Origin of the sequence: Chitinophaga polysaccharea (assembly GCF_902150045.1) — a bacterium.
GTDB classification, from domain to species: Bacteria; Bacteroidota; Bacteroidia; order Chitinophagales; family Chitinophagaceae; genus Chitinophaga; species Chitinophaga polysaccharea_A.
Window position 1 is genome coordinate 794055 of record NZ_CABFVU010000004.1, and the last position, 24158, is coordinate 818212.

Genomic DNA, 24158 nt, shown 5'->3' on the forward strand with positions numbered 1-24158 from the left:
ATGATTAGAAGTTAGTAAAAAGGGAAATGCTGTAAAGCGGCCGTTGTGGTAATTGTCGCACGCCGCTGGTACGGTCTATTGCCTCCGGGTCAATATCATTTCCGCTGAAAGTATAGTAGAACAGGTTTTGTCCCTGTAAACGGACCTGCGTCTGATTGAGCCCCATCCGTTTCAGAAATTCAAACTTCGGGTTATAGGTGACGATCAGGTCGCGTAGCCGGATATAATCGGCTTTGCGGATGAACTGTGCTGCATATTGGTAACCGTAACGGGCATACGAAGAGAAATAGTATGGATCCTGCGCTCTGCCAGGTGTTAGCCCGGGAATATTGGTATATAGCTCATCGCCGGCTTTTTTCCAGTAATTGGAGGAGCCTTCTAACAGGGGAGTACTGTAAGTAGTGATGTTCACAGGATTCGGTTGTTCCACCCGCATCACATGCCCACCGTAATACATGAAGAGGAATGAAACATCAAATGCGCCTACAGTGAACTGGTTATTCAGACCCAATACATATTTGGGCGTAGTGGTACCGCTGTAGATCAGGTCCTCAAATGCTACATCCACCACCGCATTGCCATAAAAATCAAGGATATGCCGGCCACCTTTGGCGTCATATACAAAGGGTTTACCCATATCCGTTAGTCCGCCGTAATTATAGCTGAATAATGCATCCATGGGATAGCCCTGCCGGTTGATACGACTGCTGGTAATATATTCTGAATTATCATACTCGCTGGCTTTTACCGCCAGTACTTTATTATGGTTCAGCGATGCGGTGAGACCGGTGCGCCATTCGAACCTGCGGTTTTGTACATTTACGGATGAAATCAACAGGTCCACGCCGCTGTTCCGGATAGTAGCCGTATTGGCGTTGTACTGGTTAAAGCCACTGGTAGGGTCAGCGTCAAATTGCCCGAACACATCACCCGTTCTTTTGTAGTAATAGTCCACAGAGCCAAACAGCCGGTTGTTAAAGAATCCGTAGTCCAGGCGAAAGTTGTAGGTGCGGGTTGTTTCCCAGCGTAATGATTGGTTCTCTGGCGTCATCACATAAAAAGATGGCTGGGATACCTCAAATACATTGTTCAGCTGCGAAGCCAGGATGAGGAAAGGGCCGTTGTTACTCAGCGGTACGTTACCATTGAAACCTGTGGTAGCATTGAGCTTCAGCTCACTGATCCAGGTTTTGTCTTTCAGGAAATCTTCCATATGGAGGCGCCATGCAGCGCCAGCGGACCATAAAGGGCGGTACTTATATTTAGGGTCCACGCCAAACAGGTTGGACTGGTCGATACGGTAACTACCGGTAACAATATATTTACTGTTGTAGATATAGGTGCCCTGTGCATACCAGGAAAGAAAGCGCCGGTCGGAACTGGTTTCATTGAGATAATCCCTCAGCGAAAGAGCACCACCAAACTGGGATACGTCCGGGAATGCAGGGTTTACCCAAAGGCTCGCGCGTTGCAGGTTAGCGGGTTTGCTGATCAGGGATTGACCGTCGTACCCGAAGTAACTGTTAAGATAGCTGTCGCTGGTGGTTTTCCGCTGTTCGGCGCCAAGGATGCCCGACATTTCATGCCGGCTGTTGGCAGAGCGTTTATCAAAGTTCAGCTGTGCGCGCAGGGTGTAGTTCACGGCTTTCTGGTCTGTTCTCCGGAGAATATTACCCTGCGGGATATCAATGAACAAAGGTCTCCCGTTGGGATCTTTGGCGGCTTTAAGGTTCAGCAGTTTGCGTACCATGTAGGATTGTTCATTGAGCAGGTTGTCCTGCAGCCCTTGCTGCCGTTCATAATTACCGCCCACTTCTGCCGACATCCAATCGGTGAGCTTTCCTTCCAGCCGGGCCTGTACCCTGAACACATTGGTATTGATGCTGGTGGTATTGGCTGTGAGCTCACGGTAGGGATAATAGAGCTGATCATACAGGCCCTGTGCAATGAGGCGGTTGTTACGCTCACGGCTAACGCCAAAGTTAAGATAGTCCCTGTTGGTTCCCTGCGCAACCGCCAGGGGAGTACCGTTGGTATCGGCCAGCTTTTCATAGGGATAAAAATCATTGATGGGAGCAGTGAAGCCTTTTTCAGATTCGGCGTGCGAATATACACCGCGGAAATCCATTTTCAGCCGGTTGGAAAGCTGGTAGGTATTGGCAAAATTCAGGATCAGCTGGTTGTTCTTCGCGCCAATATTCACTGGTTGTTCGGCAATATAATTCACGCCCAGCAGGTAAGTGCTTTTGTCGTTTCCCCCGCTTACATCCAGGTTAAGATTGGTAGCCTGGCGGGTGCGGAAATAGAGATCTTTATATCCTGCTGTATTATCGTAACTGCCCAGCGAATCCAGCATTTGCCGGGCTACGGCCGCAGAAATGCGTTTTTGCTGCTCATCGAAAAGGATGGCGGTGGCAGGGCTCATGGGCCGGCCATAAGCGGTATAGGAGCTTTCATCGGGGTTGCTGCGCCTGAACTGTGCTTCCTGCAGGGTTACAAATTCCTTTGCACCCGCAAATTTCAGGTAACCAAAATCGGGCGATTGCTGCAATGCAGTGGTGGCGCGCAAACTGAATCTTGCTTTACCGGATTTTCCACGTTTGGTTTCCACCACTATCACCCCGTTGGAGGCGCGTACGCCGTAAATGGCAGCAGCAGCGGCATCCCGCAGTACGGAAATGGAAACGATATCGATGGGATTGATAGTGTTGAGGTCTATCTCCGTGGGAAAGCCATCTACCACTATCAGCGGCTTTTTTACCGCATCAAAGGTGGAAACACCGCGGATAGACAATTCCCCGGACTGGCTGTTGTACACCAAACCAGGTACCTTTCCTTCCAGGCTTTCCAGGAAGTTACCGGTGACGGCTACACGTTGATCGTATTCCTTTTGCGTTACCACTGAAGCGGCGCCGGTAAGCTGGTATTTGGGGATCTTTTTGTACCCGGTGGAAACTGTCACATTTTCCAGGTTCCGCACATCCGCCCGGAGCGCAATACGGATATCGCTGCGCCCATTCACCGTAATTTCCTGCGGGATATAGCCGATCATCTTTACCACCAGCACGGCGCCTTCTTCCACCTCGCCGCTGAGCAGGAATAAGCCGCCGTCGTCTGTAACAGTGCCGCGGGCACTGCCTTTCAGCAGGATGGTGACGCCGGGCAGAGGTTCCCCTTTTTCATTGACCACGGTTCCCTTTAAATGAGCCAGCTGTGCAGCCGCGAAACTGGCCGGCGAGGTGCTCGGAGATTGCTGCGGCCGGGGTTTTTCTGTTACAAGGATCGTATTGTTACGGATCACATATTTTAGCGGTTGCTCCCTGAACGTAAGCTCCAGGAATGCTTCCAGCTGCATGTTGCGCGCGTTTACCGTAACTGTCCTGGCATTTTTCAGCAGGTCGGCATTGTATACCACCAGGTACCCGGTTTGTTCCCTGATCACGGAAAACGCTTTTTCAAGCGGTACATTTTTCCCCGAAAAGGTGATCTGTTGCGCATAGCTGCCCGCTGTTACATGCAGGAATGCAGCTATAAGAAGAAGCATGGTTAGTTTCATGATTTTTAGTATTGGGATCGTTGTCCGGTAGTGCGATCCTTTGATTTTGGCTGATAACCGGCAGCTGTACACAGCTGGAACCCCGGGGGCATGCGGGCTTTGCATACGTTTCCCCGACCGGTTACAAAGAGCATTTAATTGCATAGCTTTGCAATGGTTTAGTTGATGAATAAGCAGTCTTGCGTGACTTGTTTTCTCAGTTAAGCCAACCTCTGACCGGAAGTGCTTCGAACCGCTTCCGGTTTTTTTGTGGCCGATGATCTGGTTGATTAATAATTATGGCATAACAGTCAGTTTTCTTCCTGATAATTTAAAATGTACACCTGATTCCTGCAGGAATTCCAGTACGTCCTTCAACTCAAGATCCCGTCCCATTTCACCGCCGAAAGTAATAGCCGGAATATTCTTTTCGTATACTACTTCTACGTCATACCAGCGGGAAATTTGCCGCATTACCACTTCAAGCGGGGCTTGCTGGAAATTAAATATGCCGTTCTTCCAGGCAATGGCCTGGCTGGTATTCGCCTGTTTATTTACAGTAATGGACTGGCCTACTACTGCCTGTTCTCCCGGCAGCAATACCTGGTTGCCGGTAGTGGTTTTTACCAGGATCTTTCCCTGTAAAAGGGTGGCCCGCAATGCCGATTCGTCCGTATAGGCGTTTACGTTAAAGCTGGTACCCAATACCCTGATAGCAGTACCGTTGTCTGTTTTCACGGTAAATGGTTTGTGCGCATCAGCAGCTACTTCAAAGTAGGCTTCTCCCGTAACTGTCACATTTCTTTCTCTTTCCGGAAAAGTAACCGGGTACCGGAGCGAGGAGGCGGCATTGAGCCAAACGGTAGTACCATCCGGCAGTATCACGCGGAACTGGCGGCCCCGGGGCGTAGCTACCGTATTATAGGTAAGGGACGCAGAAGCAGCATTATTGCGGCTGTTGTATAACAGCTGCCCGTTCCGGAGCCTTACATCCGTATTTCCCTGTTGGGTGATGACCCCGTTTTTCAGGCTGTCGAGCACCACCTGTGAACCATCCGCAAGGGTAAGCACAGCGCCTTCCCTGCCCGGCTGGATGATGTTATTGGATTGTTGTGCAACTACTGCTACCGGCGACTCAGTACGGGTAAGGAAATAAAAGCCGGTGCCCAGCAGTAATAAAACAGCTGCCGCCGCCCACCATCTCCGCATGTTCACTGTTTTCGTACCGGAATGCGTGGCAGTGCGCCGATTGGCTTCTTCCAGTATATATGAGAACATCACCTGTTTATCTTCCGGCATTTCGCCGGGATAATTATTTTTTTGCAGTACAGCTTCTATCGCGGCTTCCTGTATGGCTACGGCCCTGTCTTCCAACACCCATTGCCGGAAACGCTGTAACTCTTCCGGGGTAATACTATCGTCCAGGAATTTTTCTACCAGATATTGAAATTCAGATGGCAACATAATAATGCGTTGTTAAAATGATAATAGTACCTGCCGCCTGAGGGCCATTCCAGGTAAAGACAATCAAATAAACAGAGGTAAGACGTCTGGAAGAAAATATTTTTACCGGTAGAGGAAAAAGATCAGGATGCCCAGTTTGCCGGCATTTTTGCCGAGGTGCCTGCGGATCGCCAGCAGACAGCGGACCATATAGGTTTTGGAAGAAACAACAGAGATATTCATGCGCCGGGCAATCTCTTCATGCGTTAGTCCTTCCCGCCGGCTTAAAAGGAACACCGTTTGCATTTGCGGGGGTAAATTTTCAATGGCCTGGTGAACGGCCGTTTCCAGCTCTTTATATTCTACTCTTTCCTGCGGGGTTAAATTATTGTCCCTGAAATAAGCATCCAGCGATTCCGCGTTTTCTACCGGTAATACTTTTTTCTTTAACTCATTGCGGATCACATTTCTGGCCACCGTAAACAGCCAGGCATCAAAACGGTCCACGGCAGCGAGTTTCGCCCGGTTCATCCAAATACGGATAAAGATCTCCTGTGTGAGGTCCTGCGCCAGTTCTGCTGATTTGGTAAAATGCAGTGCATTCATATACATTCTGTCCGAATACCGGTCAAATAAAACCCGGTACGCATACTCATCCCCGGCAGCTACCAGCCGGAGCAGTTCCCGTTCGTTGTCTGAATTATTGGACATCCTGAAAATGCTACTATCTACAATGAATGGTTGATTACCGGCTAAAAGTAGCAAAAAAGCATAATAAACGTTTTACTTATCTTTACTCACTGCCATGACCGATTCATCTTTCATAAAATTATCTGTTCTTACAGGGAAAATCCAGCAGGCGCTTCAACAGGTGTTTGCAGAACAAACCTATTGGGTAGTGGCAGATGTTACCAATCATTCGTACTACCAGCAGAAGGGATACCATTATTTTGACCTGGTGGAAAAAGAGACGGATGCAGGTGGCATTGTGGCTAAAGTATCGGCGGTTGCATGGGGGAACGGCGCTATCCGGATAAAGGAATTTGAATTTGTTACCGGGCAGCAGTTTAAGAATGATATTCACGTGCTGGTGAAAGTGGCTGTAGGATATCACCAGGTACACGGATTGCAGATCACGCTGCTGGATATAGATACCAGTTTTACGGTGGGACTGCTGGAACAGCAGAAACAACAAACGTTGCTTCGGCTTACCACCGAGTGTGCGGATTTTATACGGAAGGCGGGCGATCGTTACATTACCCGCAACAACCAGCTGCCGCTGCCCGGAGTGATCCAGCGGCTGGCGGTGATCACCTCCGGGAATTCCGCCGGTTACCAGGATTTCCGGCATACGCTGGAGCATAACCATTTCGGGTATACGTTTAAGATCGATAATTATTTCACTGTGGTGCAGGGGGAAACCAAGGCGGAGCTGGTGCAGCAACGGCTGATAGATATTTACCAGCGACAGGTGCCTTATGATGCAGTGGTGATTATCCGCGGGGGAGGTGCGCAAACCGACTTCCTGATCTTTGATACCTTTATCCTGGGCAGGGCGGTGGCAAAGTTTCCCATCCCGGTGATCACGGGAATAGGGCATCAGAAAAATGAGACCATCACTGATATGATGGCGCATACCGCTACCAAAACACCCACTAAAGCGGCGGAACTGATCATTGCGCATAACCGTTCATTTGAAGAGTTGGTGACCGGTATGCAGCAGCATATTGTGATCCGTTCGCAGCAGCTGTTCTCCGCGCATTTCCAGGCATTGTCATACCTGAACAGCACTATTATTAATCAGTCGAGGACGCTGCTGGCTCATCATAAAGAGACCCTGCATGTGTGCAACAACGTGGTGCTGCACACCTCGAAGTCCATACTGCTGAACCGGCACCGGGAATTGCTGAATGTGTCCAATGCCGTGTTGTCGAAACCCAGGATCACTGTTTCCAACCGCCTGAATGACCTGGAAAATATGATTGGCCGCTTCCGTTCTTTCAGCCGTTTGTATATTCAAAGCAAAAGGGGACAGGTTGCGCATTACGATTCGCTGTTTAAACTAATGAGCCCCGCCAGTATCCTGAAACGGGGTTTCGCCATCGTATACCGGGACGGGCAAATTCTTCCCGATGCGTCTACCCTCGAACCCGGGAGCCATATCAGGGTGGTATTGCAGGATGCCTCACTGGAAGCAACTATTACTGAAAAAAACACTATACATGAGCCAGGAACTGACATATGAAACTGCCTATAATGAACTGCAGCTGATTGCAGCAGAAATAGAGAATGAAGCTGTTTCCGTAGACCTGCTGGCGGAGAAGGTAAAGCGTGCTGCTGTGCTTATTGAGTTTTGCCAGCAGAAGTTACGCGCCACCGAAACGGAGGTGAATAATATTATTAAGCAGATGGAGGGGAATAAAGGAGAGAAGTAAACGCTTGCCTGGAAGCCGTTTCGCGGGGCCTCAGGGAGATACGCATATTTCAACACCATGCCCGGAGAAAGCGCTGCCGCGTTAAAAGAAAGGAAGCTTACACAAAAATAGCCACGTGGTGCATTTAGTTTAAGCCAGCAGTAAAGGTGACAGGAGGAGCAATTGCCGGGGAAATGCCTGGCAGTTGCTTTGCACATGTTTAGCAGGTGTTCTGTACGTGGAGGGGAGGTGGACTTGATCAGGAAACGACTTGCTGTAAAGGGTCCGGCGTTGATTTAAAAGTCGCGGATCATCACCTGGGCATCTCCTTAAAAAACCTCGTTAATACCAAAGTAAAAACCCGATTGATCCTTGCCCCTGCCATAATCCAGCCGGATATTGATACGTTTTTTGAACTCCCAGCGATAACCGATACCATAGCTGATGAGCGACTGCCGGAATTCAAGTTCATTAAAGCGGGGGAATACGTTGCCTCCGCCTATCCAGGCCACCACGCCGCTGCGGTTGTAGATCCGCTGCCGTAGCTCTACCTGGGCCGCCAGGTAGTTCTTGTCGCGGAAGCGGCCCTCGTAGTAACCTCTCAGGCGGTTAGAGCCGCCAGCTTCTCCCAGCAGGCTCCATGGAACATTGCCGCTGCGTTCTTCTGCGTAGAGGTCTGTAGCCAGTACGGCGCCTTTCCAGAGTTGCTTGTACCAGTCGAACTGCAGGTCCAGTTGCGAAAATACAGCTTTATTACCCATGAAGGAGGGGAAAAAGCGGTACCCCAGTCGTACGTACATGCCTTTGTAGGCGTTCGGAATAAAGTCGCGCGTATCATACACAATAAACGGGCCGGCCCCGATGCCGAGCACTTTTCCCGGTGTCATGAGCGGCTTGCCGCCGGCTGTATCGAGCTTTTTTGTTTGTACGTTCTGGATTTGTGTACAGATACCCATGAACAGGTTGCCATTCAGGTTCACGCTGAAATCGGCCTGGAGTTTTTCTGTGAGCTGTACATATTCGGTGTAATCATCTTTATGGCTGCCGGCTTCATAGCCTATGCCCCAGTATTTGTTGGGCCTGGAGCTGAAAGAGGCTTTGAGTGCCAGCCGGAACCGGTCGTGCGGAAATATGGTGGTATTGCTGATCCCGATGCCATAAAACCCGGTGAGGGCGCCGGAGGCGTATATCGCGGCATTGGAGATAGGCAGCAGGGAATCTTTCCTATCTGTTTTGTATTGTGCGGCCATCATGACGGCCAGCCCGAAGCTGGTTTCGGGGGTATAAACCGGGCCTCCGATAAAGCTGAGGTCCAGGTTTTTCTTTTTCTTTTCTACGTTGGTATGCTTCAGATAATACTTAATGTTATCAAAAAATCCTTTGGGCGCTGAAACAGTGACTGTTGAGTCTGCCTTATCTGTTTGCTGGGCATACCCTACAGCAGGTGCAACCAGTAGCAGTAGTAGTAAAATCTTTCTATCCATGTATGACAATGGAATGAATATAACACCATTTTCAGAAAATTGATGAGGGCGGATGCAAAAAGTGTGTTAAATCACAATAACAACAGCAGCACGGCGGGCCGGCTGCTGTTGTTTTACCGGGATCGCCGAAGGCGATACGCGGATGTTGTCTGACTCAGGATTATAATGATTATATAATGATTATGATGATTATGATGGATTATGTGTTGATCTTATCATATTAAATCGATGAGTCACTGCATCGCGGCGGCGATAATGTGTTGATTTTTATGAATATTTAATGTTAACAGATGAGTAGTTGTGTTTTATAATTGTTTTAATCGATGAGCAATTGTGTTACGGCAGCGGTGTTCAGCGCCCATTGCATGTTGTACACTTCGTCGGCGGTTGCTTCGGTGGCAGGCTGCAGTTGCTGGGCTTCGGCCTTGGCTGCCAGCAGCTGGCCAATGGTCAGTTTGCTGTCCAGTTTTTTCAGGATAGCCTGTACGTTGCTGGTGCTAAGGCTCTGGATAATCTGGCCATCGAAGGCCATTTCCAGCCAGATGATTTCCCGGGCTGCCACATCCAGTACGCCAAACACGAGCCCTTTGGCTAACCCGCCGGTGATGCGTACCAGATGATCCACGCATGAAGGATCGTAGGCTACGCCGCTTTTATTGGATACTGTCATTTTGTGTTTACTGTTCATCCATCCCAGTACCAGGTTCAGGGCGATGGCGCCCTGGCTGTAGGCATTGCAGGTGAATGTGACATACTGTGCGCCGGCCTGGGCCAGTGCAGGAATGTCTATTTCAATATATTCCGCAGTACCTATCTGGTCCGGTATGGAACGGATATCCCCGCTATGTATACACCCGGTTGTTTTCAGGTTGGCAAAAGAGCAGTGATCTGTACGGTTGTTCTCATAAGCGATACGGCAGCTGAGGTCCATATCCAGGTGCTGGGCAGGTAAGCCTTTACCCCATTGCATGAACAGGATGATCTTATCGCCTTCCACTTTAAACCGGGTACCCATTAATGCGCCCGGCAGGTCCTGCAGCTGTTCGCTGCGGTCGCCGATAGACAGTGGTATTTTGTACAGCTCCGGCGCGATGTAGATGCTTTTGGCAGTGGCAGGCACCGCTGCAAAGCGTTTCTTCATGGCGGAGATGCAGAGGTTTGTTACAGCCTGTTGCATTTCCTGTACCTGATCATCTTCGTAGATGTGCAGCTGGCGGTTGGCCGGGATGCTTTTACTTACGCCGCCCAGTGGTTTTACTGTACGGGTAGCTGATTTATCGAAGTAATACGTTGCGTACATCTGCAGGGTCAGCAACAGCCGGGCAGGTACTTTATGGGTGATGTTATCAAAGGCCGCAACCACGACTTCAGGGCCAAACCACAGCATATTGGCAAACAGCGAGCGGGCAAACAGGCCTGGGCGCAGTTGCAGCAGCTGCAGTGTATTGGTGGCATCATAACGTAAACGGTAATGATTCACCTGCCCCTGCCATACCGTATAATCCTGGCGGTAGAACCGGTCAAGCAGTGCCCGGAGTTTTCCGAAGCCTTCGCGTTTGCTGAATTCAGGAAGGCGAAGGGCGCGGATAAAGCGTACCCACATGTTACGTTGCGGATGCATGATTTCACACATGGCTGTTATATCCATGTCAAGGCTGTTCAGCCACCGGGCGACCATCAATCCCTGCCGGCGGTTGTATTTCAGTTTCAGCATGGCTGCTGCGGATACCGACTGTAACGTAGGATAGCTATCAGGGTGCATCTGCCGGTTGTTTTTTTCTTTCCGTTTGATGATGGTGCCAGGTTTAACCAGTTGCAGGAAGCCGGTATGTTTGTACCACAGGTAGCGGAGTATATCCGTAGGCGTAGTAAACATTGTCCCCGCTTTTTCTGTTTCCTCTTTTTCGATCAGCACATCTATAATTGTGATCAGCGTTTCTTTCATACCCACTTTTACAGCAGGCAGCGGAAAAATATACAGTAATGCTTTCAGGCTTTCTACCTGGGTAGCATCCAGGGCTGTTTTGGAAGTCAGCAGATCTTCCATGTATTTCGCTGCCAGCTTATCGTTCCAGCGTTCCAGTACACGGATCTTGCTTCCCTGACCCATGTTCTCCAGCTCCCCAAATTCAAACGGTGTACCGCAGTAAGGGCAGCCGTTATATCTTTCCAGCGGAAAAGTATTCGCAGGAATGATATGCCCGCACCGGAGCGTTGTGCCGGGGCCTTTGAATTTATTGGTGAAGTAGGTGATAAAGTGATCCATGAACGATTCGTTGGTAGGCACCTGCCAGTTTTTTATCAGCGGGGTCCAGTTGGCTTTCACACCCATCACTTCCTGGAATGTTTCCAGGATAGTAGCCTGGTAGGCAGGCGAGGTATGGTTCAGCGCGTGCAGAAGATCTTCCGTAACGCCGAATCCCAGTTTAGCAAGATTGGTCACCAGCATTCCCGTCGCCAGCGTGATGTGCAGCATGTCTGTATTCACAACTGTATCAGGAATGTAAATAGCCTGTTGTCTTAATCCTGTTCTTAATAAAGCGTCCATTGTAGTCGTATTTAATAATCAGATAATTTTGTTGCTGTTTTACCAAAAAGAAGTAAGCAACAATTGACCTCGATTTCGTAAAGCAGGCCGGATTCGAACCAGCAACTCCGGGTTGGAATCAGGAAGTAAGTTTTAATTGACCCTGGCGGTAATTTCAAAACTACAGGATCCGGTGTTCAACCATTGAACTACTGCTTTCCCATCTTCTGCGTTAATTACAAATGTTCTTTTTAATCGAATGAAGTAACATTTATTTGACCGCTTCCGATGAAACAAAGATGCATATACATCTGCGCAATGCACCTGCGTACTGGGTTATTTTTCTGAAAATATTTTTAATATACTGTTTATCATCTACTTATATTTTCATTTCCCGGAAAATAAAAAATGCTACGCAGGTATATTGCGTAGTAATTTCGTTTCTTTGTATAAATAGTTAGTATGTCCATTAATAAGCTGGCCCTGATCCGGTACAAAGCCATCGATGAATGCCTGCGTAACCGCTACCGTAAGTGGACGCTGGAAGATCTCATTGAGAAAGTAGCAGACGTGTTGTATGATTTTGAAGGTATCAGCAGTGGTGTGAGCAGGCGCACCATCCAGGCGGATATCCAGTTAATGCGCAGTGATAAGCTGGGTTATAATGCGCCTATTATAGTAAAGGACCGTAAGTATTATACCTACAGCGATCCTGCCTATAGCATTACAAACGCTCCCATTAATAATGCCGACGTAGATAAGATGAAGGAAATAGTAGCGGTGCTGAAACAGTTCAACGGATTCAGTTACTTTGATGATATGAGCGATATGATAGCGCGGCTGGAGAATAACCTGTATAAATCGACCGGTGCGCACCAGAACTGTATACAGCTGGAGAATAATCACCGCCTGCTGGGGTTATCGCATATTAACCCGCTTTACCAGGCGACGCTGCATAAGAGGGCCCTGCTGATTGCCTATAAATCCTTTAAGGCCAGCAAGGCCCGGGAATTCATCTGTTATCCCTATCTTCTGAAGGAATACCGCAACCGCTGGTTCCTGATCACGCGGAACAAACACCATCATCAGCTGCTAACTCTGGCGCTGGACCGTATCATCAGCATCCAGGAACTGCCCAAAGAAAAATTCGTTGCCTGGGAAGGTATGCCCTTTGATGAGTATTACAATAACCTGATAGGCGTTACCAAAACGGAGAAAGACCCGGTACATAAAGTAGTACTGCAAATTGATCCTAAGCATGCGCCTTATGTGCTTACAAAGCCGCTGCATCATTCGCAGGAAATATTAAAGGAAGATGAGAAAGGGACTATCGTGAGCATTGATGTAGTCCTGAATTTTGAGCTGGAGCGGGAGATCCTGGGATTCGGGGAACATATGAAAGTGCTGTCCCCCAGATCCCTGGCTAAGAAAATTGCCTTGCGGCTGGCGAATGCGGCGCAGGAGTATGAGTAACGGTAATGCCTGCACGCAGTTGCTGTTTAATGGCAGCTGATACCGGCAGATGCATATTACTGATGATCTCCAGGGCCGGCATCATAACCTGCTGCTTCCGGATAAATAACAGCCGTAAACGCCGGCATCATTACCCGCTTACCTTATGATAAATAATAGTATCGGATGCCAGTTGTTGTAAACGGTAACCGCCCGTATCCAGCTTCAGCTTTGGTAACGCCCGCTGCAGCTGCCCGAATGCGGCAGGTGTAACACCCGCCTGGTACACATATAACTGCTGCAACTTCTTATTTTGCCGTAAGGCTAATAGTCCTTCGGAATTTACCGCCGTTCCGGCGAGATTAAGATAGCGGAGCTCCCTGCAGTTGCCAAGTTCTTTTATGCCATTGCCTTTAATGGCAGTATTCCTCAGATCCAGCCGTGTGAGCTTCTTCAGCTGGCCAAGTGCGGCAAAAGCGTTGTCGGTGATAGCGGTGCCGGAAAGATCCACCCAGATCAGTTGTTCCTTCAGGGCCGTTAGCAACTCCATATCGTGGTCGCTGAAACCTGCGGCATTAATGGCATCTACGGTGAGGTAATTACTTCCTGTGCCTACCGGCATTACCTTTACGCCTTTTGCTTCCAGGGCCGCCATTTTCTGGGCGCTGGGAGCGCTGGTACTTTCCTCAGGTACAAATTCCTGTTTGTCCAGCGGGGTAGCCGGTTGCATCCCTTCCAGCACGGCAAGGATACGCGGCGTTTTTCCCAGCTCTTTCACGGTTTTGCCGGCAGGGGCGCCTTCGGCAATCCACCAGTGCAGCAGTTCCAGTTCCTGCGGCGTCACGGAAGGCTTGCCTTTTGGGGGCATACGGTGCTCGTCTTCTTCAGGTAATAATAACCGCTTGAATAACTCACTTTCCTCCGGCAAACTATCCTTCAGCACAGGGCCATGCTCCCCGCCCTTACGGATAAGGGCAATGGACTCCAGCCGGAGGCCGCCTTTCAGTTTTTGTTCGTTATGGCAGCCATAGCAGCGGTTGGCCAGTACAGGCTGCACCAGGTCTTCATACAAGCGGGCATCACCAATATTCGTATAGGCTGCTGCGTTAGCTATTGCTTTATTCATGCCTGTCATCCGCTGTAAAGGCGCAGGCATGGCCTGGGTGAGGTAGTCATCGCCGTGGGTAAGACTACCACCATAATGCCCTGCAGCGCTTAGGAGCAATATCATGAGCAGGGCGGCGGGCAGTTGCAGGCGGGGAAAGCGGTGTTTGTATTTTTCCAGCAGGTACAGGCCGGTGCTGATAACGGCCACGCCTATACCGAGATATTTATGCGTTTGCAGCAGCTTTTCTTCATAGCTTCCATCCAGTGAAAGGAGGTAGCCGGTGATACAGCTGAGTATGGCAGACAGTGCTGCCGCCAGCAATACTGCGGGCAGGGCGCTTTGTACATGCCGCCATTTTTCCCTGCGTGCCAGCAGGGTGAGTATAAATGCAATAATTAAAATGCCGATAGGCAGGTGTACCAGTAAAGGATGCGAACGTCCGATAAACATACTCCAGCTGCCGCTACTGATCAATAATCTCATGGTTTACTGTAACGTTGTTTTAGCTGGTTCATCATAAATACGTTGATATCCCATTGGTCGGCTACCGGTTGCCGGGTGTACGGCAGCGTAGGCAGGTAATCGGCCGGGCCAAATTCAGTGAGGAAAGTGAGTGGTTTTCCGGCAGCCTGATGGCGCTGTACTACCTGATCCCACCAACCAAAGTGCGCTTTCACGGCATTGGCCCATTCGGGCGCGCGGGGATCATTCACCTGCGGTCCTTCCGGGTGCCCGATGCGGGCGTGTATATGCCCGGCCCGGCCCAGGGCTTTGGCAACCGTGGCCTGCTGGTCCTGCAGCAGCGATTCATGTACATTGCACCAGTGCGAAATATCAAGGGTAAGGCGCAGGTCTGGTTTTGCGTCGATGAACTTACCGGCAATATGCGCGGCAAACAGCATGCGTGAACGGTGTGTTTCGTGGTACACCGGTATGCCCGACTGTTTGGAGACCCGGTAAGTCATATCTATTAAAGCGCTGTTCTGCTCAAAAGAGAAATAGTCTCTCCCGGAATGGCAGTTAATATACAACGGTTTGATCTTATTATGACCGGTAGCTGCTTTCAGCATGGTTTCAAACTGCTGCGCATGTTTCGTATAGTCGCTGTCGTAGCCCGCGCACAAATATCCCACTTCAAGCCCGTGTTGTTCCAGCGCGGCAAACAGTTCCTGTTGCGCGGCGGTTTCATTGGGCCACCATATTTCGATGCCGTCGTACCCGGCTTTTTTTGCCTGTGCGCAGAAATCGTTGATGCTGCCGGTATAACCCCAGTTGGTGGCCAGTACAATAAGGCGGTATCCTTCTTTTGCGGTTACAGGCGTAGCGGCGGCAAATGCCGGCAGTGCAGGGATACATAATGCGGAACCAAGTATGGCTGATCGTTTGATAAAGTTTCTCCTGTTACTGTTCATGTAGGTTTAGCTTAGTATGGGTGTAATTACTTTTCCGCCGGTATCTGTGAGCCGGAACGGGCGGCCCTGGAACTGGTAGGTGAGCTTTTCGTGGTCAAAGCCCATCTGTTGCAATATGGTGGCATGAATATCATTGATGGCTACTTTACCTTTTACGGCGGCATAGCCTATTTCGTCGGTTTCACCGTAGGAAAATCCTTTTTTGATACCGGCGCCTGCCATCCACATGGTGAAGGCTTCCACGTGGTGGTCGCGGCCCAGGAAAGGCATGTCTTTCCCATCCCTGTTTTCCTGCATAGGGGTTCTGCCAAATTCGCCGCCCCAGATCACCAGGGTTTCATCGAGCAGACCGCGTTGTTTCAGGTCTTTCAGCAAAGCGGTAACAGGGCGGTCAATTTCCCGGCATTTGTTCCTGAAGCCGTAGTCGATCGCCAGGTTTTCGTCGGTGCCGTGGCTATCCCATCCCCAGTCGTACAGCTGTACAAAGCGTACGCCTTTTTCCACCAGTTTGCGTGCCAGCAGGCAGTTATTGGCAAAGGATTCCCTACCTGGCTGCGTGCCGTACATTTCGTGGATATAATCAGGTTCGTTGCTGATATTCATCACCTCCGGCACAGAGATCTGCATTTTGTAAGCCAGTTCGTACTGGGAGATACGTGATAATGTTTCCGGGTCGCCGAAGGTGGCGTATTCCTGTTTGTTGATCTCGTTGATGGCGTTGATAGATTCTTTGCGGAGATCGCGGCTCATACCATCAGGATCGGTGAGATAAAGCACCGGCTCTCCTTTGGTCCGGCATTGTACACCCTGGTATACGGAGGGGAGGAAGCCGCTGCCCCATACGCTTTTACCTGCATCGGGTGTTTTCCCGCCGGAGGTAAGCACTACGAAGCCTGGCAGGTTATCATTTTCAGAGCCGAGGCCGTAGGTAACCCAGGAGCCGATGCTGGGGCGTCCCAGCCTTGCGCTGCCGGTTTGCATGAGCAGCTGTGCGGGGCCGTGGTTGAACTGGTCTGTTTGTACTGCTTTCAGGAAGCTCACATCATCTGCCATAGTAGCGAAGTGCGGCAGGTGATCGGATATCCATGCGCGGGATTCGCCATGTTGTGCGAAAACAGCCTGTGGGCCCAGCATTTTTGGAACGCCGCGGATGAAGGCAAACTTTTTCCCTTCCAGCAGGGATGGAGGGCATAGCTGGTTATGTAATTTCTGTAGGGCCGGTTTATAGTCGAACAGTTCCAGCTGTGAAGGGGCGCCTGCCATGTGCAGGTAGATCACGCTTTTAGCTCTTGCGGGAAACTGTGGCACCCGTGGCGCCATGGGGTTTCCGGCCAGGTCTACCAGGGTTTTGCCGCTGCTGCCGCAGCTGGCGAGAAAAGAGCTGAACGCGGCAGCTCCAAGGCCTTTCACACAATCCATCAGAAAGTGGCGGCGGGTGAAATACCGCAGCGTTTGATCATTTGCTTCCTTTATCAGTCGTGCATGCTTAGTCATACCGCATTAGGATTTAGTCAGGAATTCATCCAGGTTCATAATAGCGTTGGCTACCACGGTGAGTGCCGCCAGTTCCGCTTTTTGTGGTGTGTTTTCTTTATGCTGCAACAGTTTATCCGCTTCGGCAGGTTTTTGTTTATATTCTGCCAGCGCCTGTGTATACAGTTTTTGTAGCACTTTCAGCTTATTATCGGGCAGTGGTTTATACATCGCCGTCTGATAACCCCAACGGATACACGCCGCTGCATCGTTGCCGCCGTTTTTCAGCATATGCTTTGCCAGCGAGGCGGCCGTTTCCACGTATACCGGATCGTTGAGCGTAACCAGTGCCTGGAGTGGCGTGTTGGTGCGGATACGCCGCTGCAGGCATACCTCGCGGCTGCTGCCGTCGAACGAAAGCATAGATGGATATGGGCTGGTACGTTTCTGGTAAACATATACCGCACGGCGGTACTGGTTGCCGTCGTCGGCGGTTTTCCAGGTAGCGCCGCTCCACACGGTTTGCCAGATATTATCGGGCTGGTAGGGCATAATACTGGGGCCGTGCAGCTGGCGGTTCAGCAGGCCGCTCACGGTGAGGGCCTGGTCTCTTACTTCTTCTGCTGTAAGCCTGAAATGCGGGCCCCTGGCCAGCAGGCGGTTAGCGGGATCTTTTTCCTGCAGTTTGGGGGTGCTGGAAGAAGTTTGTTTATAGGCGGCGGACAATACAATTTCGCGTAGTAGTGGTTTTACATGCCACCTGTATTTATGCATAAACTGGTAAGCGAGATAATCGAGCAGTTCAGGATGCGATGGTGTGAAGCCCTGTGTACCGAAATCTTCCAGAGTTTCCACGATACCGGTGCCAAACACCTGTTCCCATAAACGGTTCACCATTACGCGGGCAGTGAGCGGGTTTTTGGTATCGGTGAGCCACATGGCCAAACCGAGGCGGTTGCGCGGCGCTTTCGCCGGGAAGGGGTTCAGTGAATGCGGTACATCCGGTGTTACTGCTTTGCCTTTTACCATCCAGTTGCCCCGTTCAAAAATGTTGGTGGTGCGGGCCATTACCGGCGGGTTTTCAATCATTACCGGTACATCATCAGGATTTTGATTGATGAGAGATAACCAGGTGTTGTTGATCTTATCATAGCCGGGTTTTCCTTTACCGGGAATATCGCCCAGGTACGCAAACCACTCCACGCTGCATACTGCATCTGCAGGGCTGAGAGAAGGGTTGCGGAAAATAAGATATACATCATGTGTGCCGGTAACGGGTGGCAACGGCATGCTGATGGCGAGGCGGCCGTTGGTGGGCGCCAGGTTATGTTTGATGATAGTGCGGCCGTTCAGGCTATCGAGCCGGAACTCTACGGAACCGCCTTTACTGCCGGTCCAGTAGTTCATGAGCAGCTGTGTTTTACCTTCCATGTTCTGTTGGGGGAGGCGGCAGCTGCCGTTATTCCTGATGCCCATATATTTTGTATCCAGCAGGGCGCCGTTGATATAATTATCCGCCACGTGCGCATGTACTTTTGGTTCCAGTACTTTCAGGAATTCCTGTACCTCTTTTGCCTGTTGGGTGTTACCGTTTTGCGCTACCCAATCGCTTACCTGCCTCACTTCGGCAGTACTAACGCTGTCGTACAAACGAAGTTTGGGATGTTCCATATGGGTATCTTCATCGCGGGTATTATTAAGGAAGGCCATCAGCTTATAATAATCCTCAAAGCGGAAGGGATCGTAAGGATGGCTGTGGCATTGCACACAGGCGATGGTAACGCCCTGGAACACATCCATAGTGGTGCTTACGCGGTCCATTACGGCAGCGGTGCGGAACTCTTCGTCCTGTGTACCGCCTTCGTCGTTGGTCATGGTATTGCGGTTAAACGCCGTGGCAATAAGCTGGTCGCGGGTAGGATCAGGCAGCAGATCTCCTGCGAGTTGTTCAATGGTAAAGGTATCGTACGGCATATCGTTATTAAATGCGTCGATCACCCAATCCCGGTAGCGCCATATCCGCCGGCTGTCGTCCCTTTCGTATCCTTTGGTATCGGAATAGCGGGCCAGGTCCAGCCACATGGCGGCCCAGCGTTCGCCGTAGTGGGGCGATTGCAGGAGGCTGTCCACTATTTTTTCATATGCTTTGGGATCGTTGCTGGCGGCAAACTGCCTGGCCATTTCAGGAGTGGGTGGCAGGCCGGTAAGGTCCAGGCTTACGCGGCGTAGCAGGGTCATTTTATCTGCTTCCGGGGAAGGTTTCAGTCCTTCTTCTTTTAATTTTGCCTGAATGAAGTGGTCTATTTCATTCCCGTTGGGAACATCGATATCAGGTACCGGGATATTTTTGGGAGATACATACGCCCAGTGCTCTCCCCATTCTGCGCCCTGTTTCACCCAGCGGGTGAGTATATCTATTTCTGCGTGGGTAAGCGGCTCGCCTTTCTGCGGCATCCGTTCTTTAGGATCTTTGCAGGTAAGGCGGCGTATGAATTCGCTTTTTTCCGGGTGACCGGGAATAATGGCGGGCTTGCCGGACTTGGTTACGCCCAGGGCTTCTTCCCTGAACAGTACACTGAATCCGCCGCTTTGCTTCACCCCACCATGGCAGCTGATACAATGCTTGTTTAGCACTGGTTTTACCTCGGTGCTGAAGTCTACTTTCCTGTCAGAACTGCAGGCGGCAAAGAGCAAACCTGCTCCTGCTGCCAGGGTGAGGCTCACTGTAATCCTCAACGTGGAAAAATGGTCCATTGTTTTTTCATTGACGTCCGTAAAAATAAGCCGGCGGCATGAAACGGGGGCTAGATGATATGCTGATTATGATGGATTATCTTACGGTTACGATATCTTTTCCCTGTATTGATTGGGTGATACACCCATCACCCTGCTAAACATCCGGGAGAAGTAATAAGGATCCTCCATACCAAGTTGGGCGGCTATTTCCTTGATACGCAGTTGTGTGAAGAGCAGGTACTGGCAAGCCTTCTGAACTTTCAGCTGGTTAAAGTATTCGATGGGAGAGAACCCGGTATTATTTTTAAAAAGGTAAGAGAAATGTGACTGGGAGAGATTTACCGCCTGTGCCATCTGCTGCAGGGTAAGCATCTGGTCGAGGTGGTTATTCATATAATCGATGCACTGATCGATGGCATCATTCTGGCGGAAAGCTTTCCCCTGCTGGGTAAGGTCGGGGTAAACACAGGAGGAGAGGAACGACCAGAAGTTCATATTGGACCATACCAGGTTTTCTTCCCTGTAGCCTCTTTGCAGCTGCTCGTAGATGCGCTCGAACTGGTGCAGCCTGTCGGGCGAGTGGGGGAGGTATACCTTATTCCCTTTCCATTCCCTGATAGCTGTTTGAACAATGCCATCTGCACTGGTTCCCAGGAAATGGGCCCAGTAGATGGTCCATGGATCATTTTCATCTGCGCTGTATTCATGCGCGCATTTCCTCGGCAGCAGGAAGCAGTCGCCCGCCTGGATAGTATGCACTTCTTTTTTCAGTGTGATGCTGCCCTTACCCTCCAGGCAATAGATCAGAATATGCTGTTCTGCGCCCTGCGCCCTTTTCCTGTGATGGAACAATGCTTTGGGATAATACCCTATATCCGTGATATACAGCGGCGTAAGCGCCGGTTCCCGGGCGCATTTCCTGTTGAGGATATTACGTGGAATAACGATCATCCGCTGGCCCTGAAAGCCTTCTTTCTTCCTGATCATAGCGCAGCTGCTTTTCTTTCCAAAGTAAGAAAATCCATGTGAATTTCGTCGCGTTATTCTACTATCTCCACGCCCAATCCATCGAGCAACGCCAGGGCGTCGGGCAAACTGAATTTCGCTTTTCTTATTTTATTGCTTTGTACATCAATGGCATATCGCTGGGCGCCGGTGAAGTTGGCCTGGGTAAGATCTGTTTCCGAGAAGCGCGCTCCTGCCAGATCGGTGCCGCGGAAGTCGGCCTGTGAGAGGTTACAGCCGGAGAAATCGGCTTCATCTGCCTGGCAATGGAGAAAAACTCCTTTTTTCAGGTTCTGACCGGAGAAGCTGCAGTAGCTGATACGGCTGTGGTGGAACTCTACTGTGAGCGGGCTACGGGCATTGTGCCAGGCAATGCCAATGGCTTTGGTATATTGCAATGTCACGCGGCTGAAAGCAGTTTGTTTGAATTGTATCAGCGAAAGATCGCATTCTTCGAAAGTACATTTCTCAAAAGTACATTCTATAATGATGCATTCCTTCAGGCTGCATTTATAGAAATGGCAGTCGTAGAACTCCCTGCCGGAGAGTGTTTTGCCTTCCCAGGTAATATTTTCAAATTTTTTGTGCTCGTGTGAAATTTCCTGATCGTAGTCGGCCACTGTTAGAAAGTTTAGTGTATGAAGGTAACGGTATGTGCTGTAAAAATATCTTTTTTGTGGGTTGGATCGCCAAATACTGAATATCTTTACATGGGCTTCCGGCGTGTTGAAATGGAGAACAGACCAAACAGTATACAACGAAAAATTATTCATATTGATATGGATGCGTTTTACGCATCTGTAGAACAGCGCGATAACCCGGTTTACCGCGGCAAGGCTATTGCTGTGGGCGGCTCGCCGGAGGGCCGGGGTGGGGTAGTAGCCACTGCCAGTTATGAAGCGCGTAAGTTTGGCGTGCGTTCCGCCATGCCTTCCAAAAGAGCCTTGCAGTTATGCCCGGAGCTTATTTTTATCAGGCCCCGTTTTGATGCGTACAAGGAAGCGTCCCGGCGTATCCGCGAAATATTTTCCCGTTATACGGATCTGATAGAGCCATTATCGCTTGATGAGGCCTACCTGGATGTAACCCAGGATAAGCTGAATATTGGTTCCGCCATTGAAATTGCGGGGCAGATCAAGCAGGCCATCAGGAATGAGTTGCAGCTCACGGCTTCAGCAGGTGTATCTGTAAACAAGTTTGTGGCAAAAATTGCATCGGACCTCAATAAACCGGACGGGCTTACGTTTATCGGGCCATCGTCTATTGAGTCTTTTATGGAAACGCTGCCGGTAGAAAAATTCCATGGTGTGGGAAAGGTAACTGCCGATAAAATGAAAAGGATGGGGCTTTTTACAGGGGCTGATCTGAAGAAGTTATCGGAGCAGGATCTGAAAACCCATTTTGGCAAAGTAGGTAGTTTCTATTACCGGATTGTGAGGGGGATAGATGAGCGGGAAGTGCAGCCGCACAGGGAAACGAAATCGCTGGGTGCGGAAGATACTTTCCCATATGATTTAACCGTGGTAGCTGATATGGAAGCGGAACTGGAAAAGATCGGGAAAACGGTATACGACCGGTTGCAGCGCTACCAGCTGAAAGGCCGTACTGTTACCCTGAAAATAAAGTATAGTGATTTTAAGCAGATCACCAGGAATCATTCCTTCCCGTTTCCTGTAGGCGATTATGATATTATTGTAGATACGGCAAAGCAGTTGCTGGCAGCTACTTATCCGGAAGATAAGCGGATCCGCCTCTTAGGTATTACCCTGTCTAATTTTAATGATGCGCCGTTGAGCCAGGAGAAGTTACCTCCATCGGGGCAGTTGTCGTTATTCAATTTTGACGAATAGCGATACTTTTTTGCCGTACTGGCAAAACATTCCTGTTACGCAGTATAAACTGCAGCAGCTCCGGTAAGATCCTTACTGATAAACACGTGGAGTAGTGTAGTATATACTGAAGGAGATGTGACAGGTTTTCCGGTGATGTTGTTATTTTAAGCGGGAAAAGATAAGTTGCCGCAGGAATAACAATGCTTACATGACCAGGTTATTACGCCAGAATTCAGGCAGGTCTATTTCTGTTTCAATCTCTTCGCTTCGTTCCTGCATGAGGTCAAGCAGGTTTTTGTGAAGGTCGGGATGTTCTTCCCAGAAAGCAGCAGGAACGTCGAGCACGGCTTTCAGCAGGTCGCCGGGATACATACCGGCAGTTACCAGTACATCATTTTGTAATATCTCCAATGCTAAAGGAACCAGGTAAGAAGGATTAAATGATTGTCCGATTAAAATGCGCAATTCGCTTGCGGCTAATTTTACTACTGGTACTTTAACTAAGGCAAGACATTTCTGAACTATTCCCGAATCCTTATCTGTGGCCGTCCCCCAACTCTTATTCTCCAACTGCTCCAAAGATTTATATCTCCAGATATCTTTCTTATTCATAAAAATGTGTCTCTCTTTTCGTGCTAATAAAATAATTATTTATGAAGATGATTTCAACGCGCAATTTTTTCTTTTGATGGTGATCATCTGTCAGAACCTGCGGAGTATTGCAGGTGTTGCGGTAGCCAGCCAGCGCCGGCGGTTATAAGAAACCAGGATCAACAGGGTATAAATATAATCAATATTGTTGATGGCAAAAGAAAATTTTCCACCTTTAACATTTTATGTGAAACGCGCATCAAAAATCCCCTGGTAACCGCCAGGGGATTTTCGTATAATATATCCCGTTATTCAGGCGGCTTCCTGGTATCTGGGCAGTACCAGCAGTTTCACGATGCTGTGTGCAGCGCCTGATAAAGCCAGGGCAATAAGGAGCAGCAGGGCCGCTTTACCAGGGGTATTAAACACATCGATCACAGCGGAAAGGCCTTTCCCTGCGAAGAGGAGGGCAATGAGGCAGGCAAGCCCACCCGTAATCCACAGGGTGATATGCGACCAAAGGTATTTTTGTTTTTGAAATCCTTTTTTCCCGAATGAGGTAAAGAGGAGATAAACGTGGGCCAGAAAGAAGAGGGCGGCCAGTACAGCAAGTGTTGTGAGCATTCTGGTTAATTTAGGTATAGAAAATATCAGTTGTTCTAAAATATGAAAATATTTTCACATGTACAAACCATGATTTGCCTTAACGGGATGTACCGGTATTAAAGGGCTGCTATGCAGCATCGCCGGCGCTGGCGCGGATATTGGAAATATGTTCTGCTATCAGGTGCAGCCGGTAATAGTACTTTTCAAAAATATCGTCGTACATACGGTGCCTGTTTTCCAGGAAGGCATTCAGCGCTTCATAGATAAACTCCTCAAAAGTGTGATGCTCACTCACCCTGATCACGCATTCAAATACCGGTTCCATACTGGTGGCAAACTTTGTTCTTACCCCGATATCGGCCATACAGGTGATCATATCCTTATACAGGTGCGGCGTTTTGGCGAAGGGCACATAATGGATAGCGGCAAATCCGTCTTCATCATAGGTTATAGCCGAGCAGGGTGATAATTTCATCTGGCTCCTGACTGTTTCTCAGTTTGCGTTTCAGGTCATACAGCGAAATTTTTTGCATAGAGTTT

At 49.6% G+C, this 24158-nt stretch carries 18 protein-coding genes and 1 tRNA gene; 4 read left to right on the plus strand and 15 right to left on the minus strand.

Annotation, left to right across the window (positions count from 1 at the left end; all coding sequences use genetic code 11):
• Positions 1-4: 4 nt before the first annotated feature.
• The 3 genes from FN124_RS27845 to FN124_RS27855 form a co-directional block, all read right to left on the minus strand.
• Positions 5-3556, minus strand: a complete 3552-nt coding sequence (locus FN124_RS27845) for a SusC/RagA family TonB-linked outer membrane protein (protein ID WP_185937414.1) — start codon at positions 3554-3556, stop codon at positions 5-7.
• 276 nt (positions 3557-3832) lie between these two features.
• Positions 3833-4999, minus strand: coding sequence for a FecR family protein (locus FN124_RS27850; RefSeq protein ID WP_142688051.1), 1167 nt, complete (start codon positions 4997-4999; stop codon positions 3833-3835).
• A gap of 102 nt (positions 5000-5101) precedes the next feature.
• A complete protein-coding gene (locus FN124_RS27855; protein WP_185937415.1) occupies positions 5102-5689 on the minus strand; it encodes an RNA polymerase sigma factor in 588 nt (195 codons plus the stop codon).
• Positions 5690-5783: 94 nt separating this feature from the next.
• Here FN124_RS27855 and xseA point away from each other — a divergent pair, with 94 nt between their 5' ends.
• Together xseA and xseB are read left to right on the plus strand one after the other, a co-directional pair.
• Complete coding sequence (gene xseA / locus FN124_RS27860) at positions 5784-7223, plus strand: exodeoxyribonuclease VII large subunit (protein WP_142688053.1); 1440 nt, start codon at positions 5784-5786, stop codon at positions 7221-7223.
• Entirely contained in the window at positions 7201-7413 is a 213-nt protein-coding gene (gene xseB / locus FN124_RS27865) for an exodeoxyribonuclease VII small subunit (protein ID WP_142688054.1), read from the plus strand. The genes xseA and xseB overlap by 23 nt, the downstream gene beginning before the upstream one ends.
• A 308-nt stretch (positions 7414-7721) precedes the next feature.
• Here the strand turns inward: xseB and FN124_RS27870 are convergent, their stop codons facing one another.
• The 3 genes from FN124_RS27870 to FN124_RS31030 all read right to left on the minus strand — a co-directional run bounded on the left by FN124_RS27870 (position 7722) and on the right by FN124_RS31030 (position 11622).
• On the minus strand, positions 7722-8876 hold the full coding sequence (locus FN124_RS27870; protein ID WP_142688055.1) for a BamA/TamA family outer membrane protein: 1155 nt from the start codon (positions 8874-8876) through the stop codon (positions 7722-7724).
• Positions 8877-9192: 316 nt separating this feature from the next.
• Positions 9193-11424 (minus strand): hypothetical protein, encoded by a 2232-nt coding sequence (locus tag FN124_RS27875; RefSeq protein ID WP_142688056.1) that lies wholly within the window; start codon positions 11422-11424, stop codon positions 9193-9195.
• A gap of 78 nt (positions 11425-11502) precedes the next feature.
• Positions 11503-11622 (minus strand) — tRNA-OTHER (locus FN124_RS31030).
• A 243-nt stretch (positions 11623-11865) separates the two neighbouring features.
• Here FN124_RS31030 and FN124_RS27880 point away from each other — a divergent pair.
• Positions 11866-12876, plus strand: coding sequence for a helix-turn-helix transcriptional regulator (locus tag FN124_RS27880; RefSeq protein ID WP_142688057.1), 1011 nt, complete (start codon positions 11866-11868; stop codon positions 12874-12876).
• Positions 12877-13006: 130 nt separating this feature from the next.
• Here the strand turns inward: FN124_RS27880 and FN124_RS27885 are convergent, their stop codons facing one another.
• The 6 genes from FN124_RS27885 to FN124_RS27910 form a co-directional block, all read right to left on the minus strand.
• Complete coding sequence (locus tag FN124_RS27885) at positions 13007-14446, minus strand: c-type cytochrome domain-containing protein (protein ID WP_142688058.1); 1440 nt, start codon at positions 14444-14446, stop codon at positions 13007-13009.
• Complete coding sequence (locus FN124_RS27890; RefSeq protein WP_142688059.1) at positions 14443-15375, minus strand: sugar phosphate isomerase/epimerase family protein; 933 nt, start codon at positions 15373-15375, stop codon at positions 14443-14445. The genes FN124_RS27885 and FN124_RS27890 overlap by 4 nt, the downstream gene beginning before the upstream one ends.
• 6 nt (positions 15376-15381) lie before the next feature.
• Positions 15382-16869: a DUF1501 domain-containing protein gene (locus tag FN124_RS27895; protein WP_142688060.1), complete on the minus strand. Its 1488-nt coding sequence runs from the start codon at positions 16867-16869 to the stop codon at positions 15382-15384.
• Between the two features lie 6 nt (positions 16870-16875).
• Complete coding sequence (locus FN124_RS27900; RefSeq protein ID WP_142688061.1) at positions 16876-19602, minus strand: DUF1553 domain-containing protein; 2727 nt, start codon at positions 19600-19602, stop codon at positions 16876-16878.
• Positions 19603-19689: 87 nt separating this feature from the next.
• Positions 19690-20571 carry an AraC family transcriptional regulator gene (locus FN124_RS27905; RefSeq protein WP_142688062.1) on the minus strand — a complete coding sequence of 294 codons (882 nt, stop codon included), beginning with the start codon at positions 20569-20571 and terminating at the stop codon, positions 19690-19692.
• 53 nt (positions 20572-20624) lie between these two features.
• A complete protein-coding gene (locus FN124_RS27910; protein ID WP_185937416.1) occupies positions 20625-21209 on the minus strand; it encodes a pentapeptide repeat-containing protein in 585 nt (194 codons plus the stop codon).
• Between the two features lie 111 nt (positions 21210-21320).
• Here FN124_RS27910 and dinB point away from each other — a divergent pair, with 111 nt between their 5' ends.
• Positions 21321-22439, plus strand: coding sequence for a DNA polymerase IV (gene dinB, locus FN124_RS27915; protein ID WP_142688064.1), 1119 nt, complete (start codon positions 21321-21323; stop codon positions 22437-22439).
• A gap of 186 nt (positions 22440-22625) precedes the next feature.
• Here dinB and FN124_RS31035 read toward each other — a convergent pair whose 3' ends face one another.
• The 3 genes from FN124_RS31035 to FN124_RS27930 form a co-directional block, all read right to left on the minus strand.
• The gene (locus FN124_RS31035) at positions 22626-23033 is read right to left on the minus strand and encodes a contact-dependent growth inhibition system immunity protein (protein WP_185937417.1); all 408 of its coding nucleotides are present in this window, start codon (positions 23031-23033) and stop codon (positions 22626-22628) included.
• A gap of 291 nt (positions 23034-23324) precedes the next feature.
• Positions 23325-23636, minus strand: coding sequence for a hypothetical protein (locus FN124_RS27925; protein ID WP_142688066.1), 312 nt, complete (start codon positions 23634-23636; stop codon positions 23325-23327).
• A 109-nt stretch (positions 23637-23745) separates the two neighbouring features.
• Entirely contained in the window at positions 23746-24093 is a 348-nt protein-coding gene (locus FN124_RS27930) for a hypothetical protein (protein ID WP_142688067.1), read from the minus strand.
• Positions 24094-24158 lie beyond the last annotated feature (65 nt).

Coding starts and splice junctions, on each gene's coding strand:
- FN124_RS27875 (WP_142688056.1), bottom strand. CDS start 11,424: ATGGACGCTTTATTAAGAACAGGATTAAGACAACAGGCTATTTACATT.
- FN124_RS27895 (WP_142688060.1), bottom strand. CDS start 16,869: ATGACTAAGCATGCACGACTGATAAAGGAAGCAAATGATCAAACGCTG.
- xseB (WP_142688054.1), top strand. CDS start 7,201: ATGAGCCAGGAACTGACATATGAAACTGCCTATAATGAACTGCAGCTG.
- FN124_RS27845 (WP_185937414.1), bottom strand. CDS start 3,556: ATGAAACTAACCATGCTTCTTCTTATAGCTGCATTCCTGCATGTAACA.
- FN124_RS31035 (WP_185937417.1), bottom strand. CDS start 23,033: ATGAATAAGAAAGATATCTGGAGATATAAATCTTTGGAGCAGTTGGAG.
- FN124_RS27885 (WP_142688058.1), bottom strand. CDS start 14,446: ATGAGATTATTGATCAGTAGCGGCAGCTGGAGTATGTTTATCGGACGT.
- xseA (WP_142688053.1), top strand. CDS start 5,784: ATGACCGATTCATCTTTCATAAAATTATCTGTTCTTACAGGGAAAATC.
- FN124_RS27925 (WP_142688066.1), bottom strand. CDS start 23,636: ATGCTCACAACACTTGCTGTACTGGCCGCCCTCTTCTTTCTGGCCCAC.
- FN124_RS27900 (WP_142688061.1), bottom strand. CDS start 19,602: ATGGACCATTTTTCCACGTTGAGGATTACAGTGAGCCTCACCCTGGCA.
- FN124_RS27880 (WP_142688057.1), top strand. CDS start 11,866: ATGTCCATTAATAAGCTGGCCCTGATCCGGTACAAAGCCATCGATGAA.
- FN124_RS27930 (WP_142688067.1), bottom strand. CDS start 24,093: ATGAAATTATCACCCTGCTCGGCTATAACCTATGATGAAGACGGATTT.
- FN124_RS27855 (WP_185937415.1), bottom strand. CDS start 5,689: ATGTCCAATAATTCAGACAACGAACGGGAACTGCTCCGGCTGGTAGCT.
- FN124_RS27850 (WP_142688051.1), bottom strand. CDS start 4,999: ATGTTGCCATCTGAATTTCAATATCTGGTAGAAAAATTCCTGGACGAT.
- FN124_RS27905 (WP_142688062.1), bottom strand. CDS start 20,571: ATGATCAGGAAGAAAGAAGGCTTTCAGGGCCAGCGGATGATCGTTATT.
- FN124_RS27870 (WP_142688055.1), bottom strand. CDS start 8,876: ATGGATAGAAAGATTTTACTACTACTGCTACTGGTTGCACCTGCTGTA.
- dinB (WP_142688064.1), top strand. CDS start 21,321: ATGGAGAACAGACCAAACAGTATACAACGAAAAATTATTCATATTGAT.
- FN124_RS27890 (WP_142688059.1), bottom strand. CDS start 15,375: ATGAACAGTAACAGGAGAAACTTTATCAAACGATCAGCCATACTTGGT.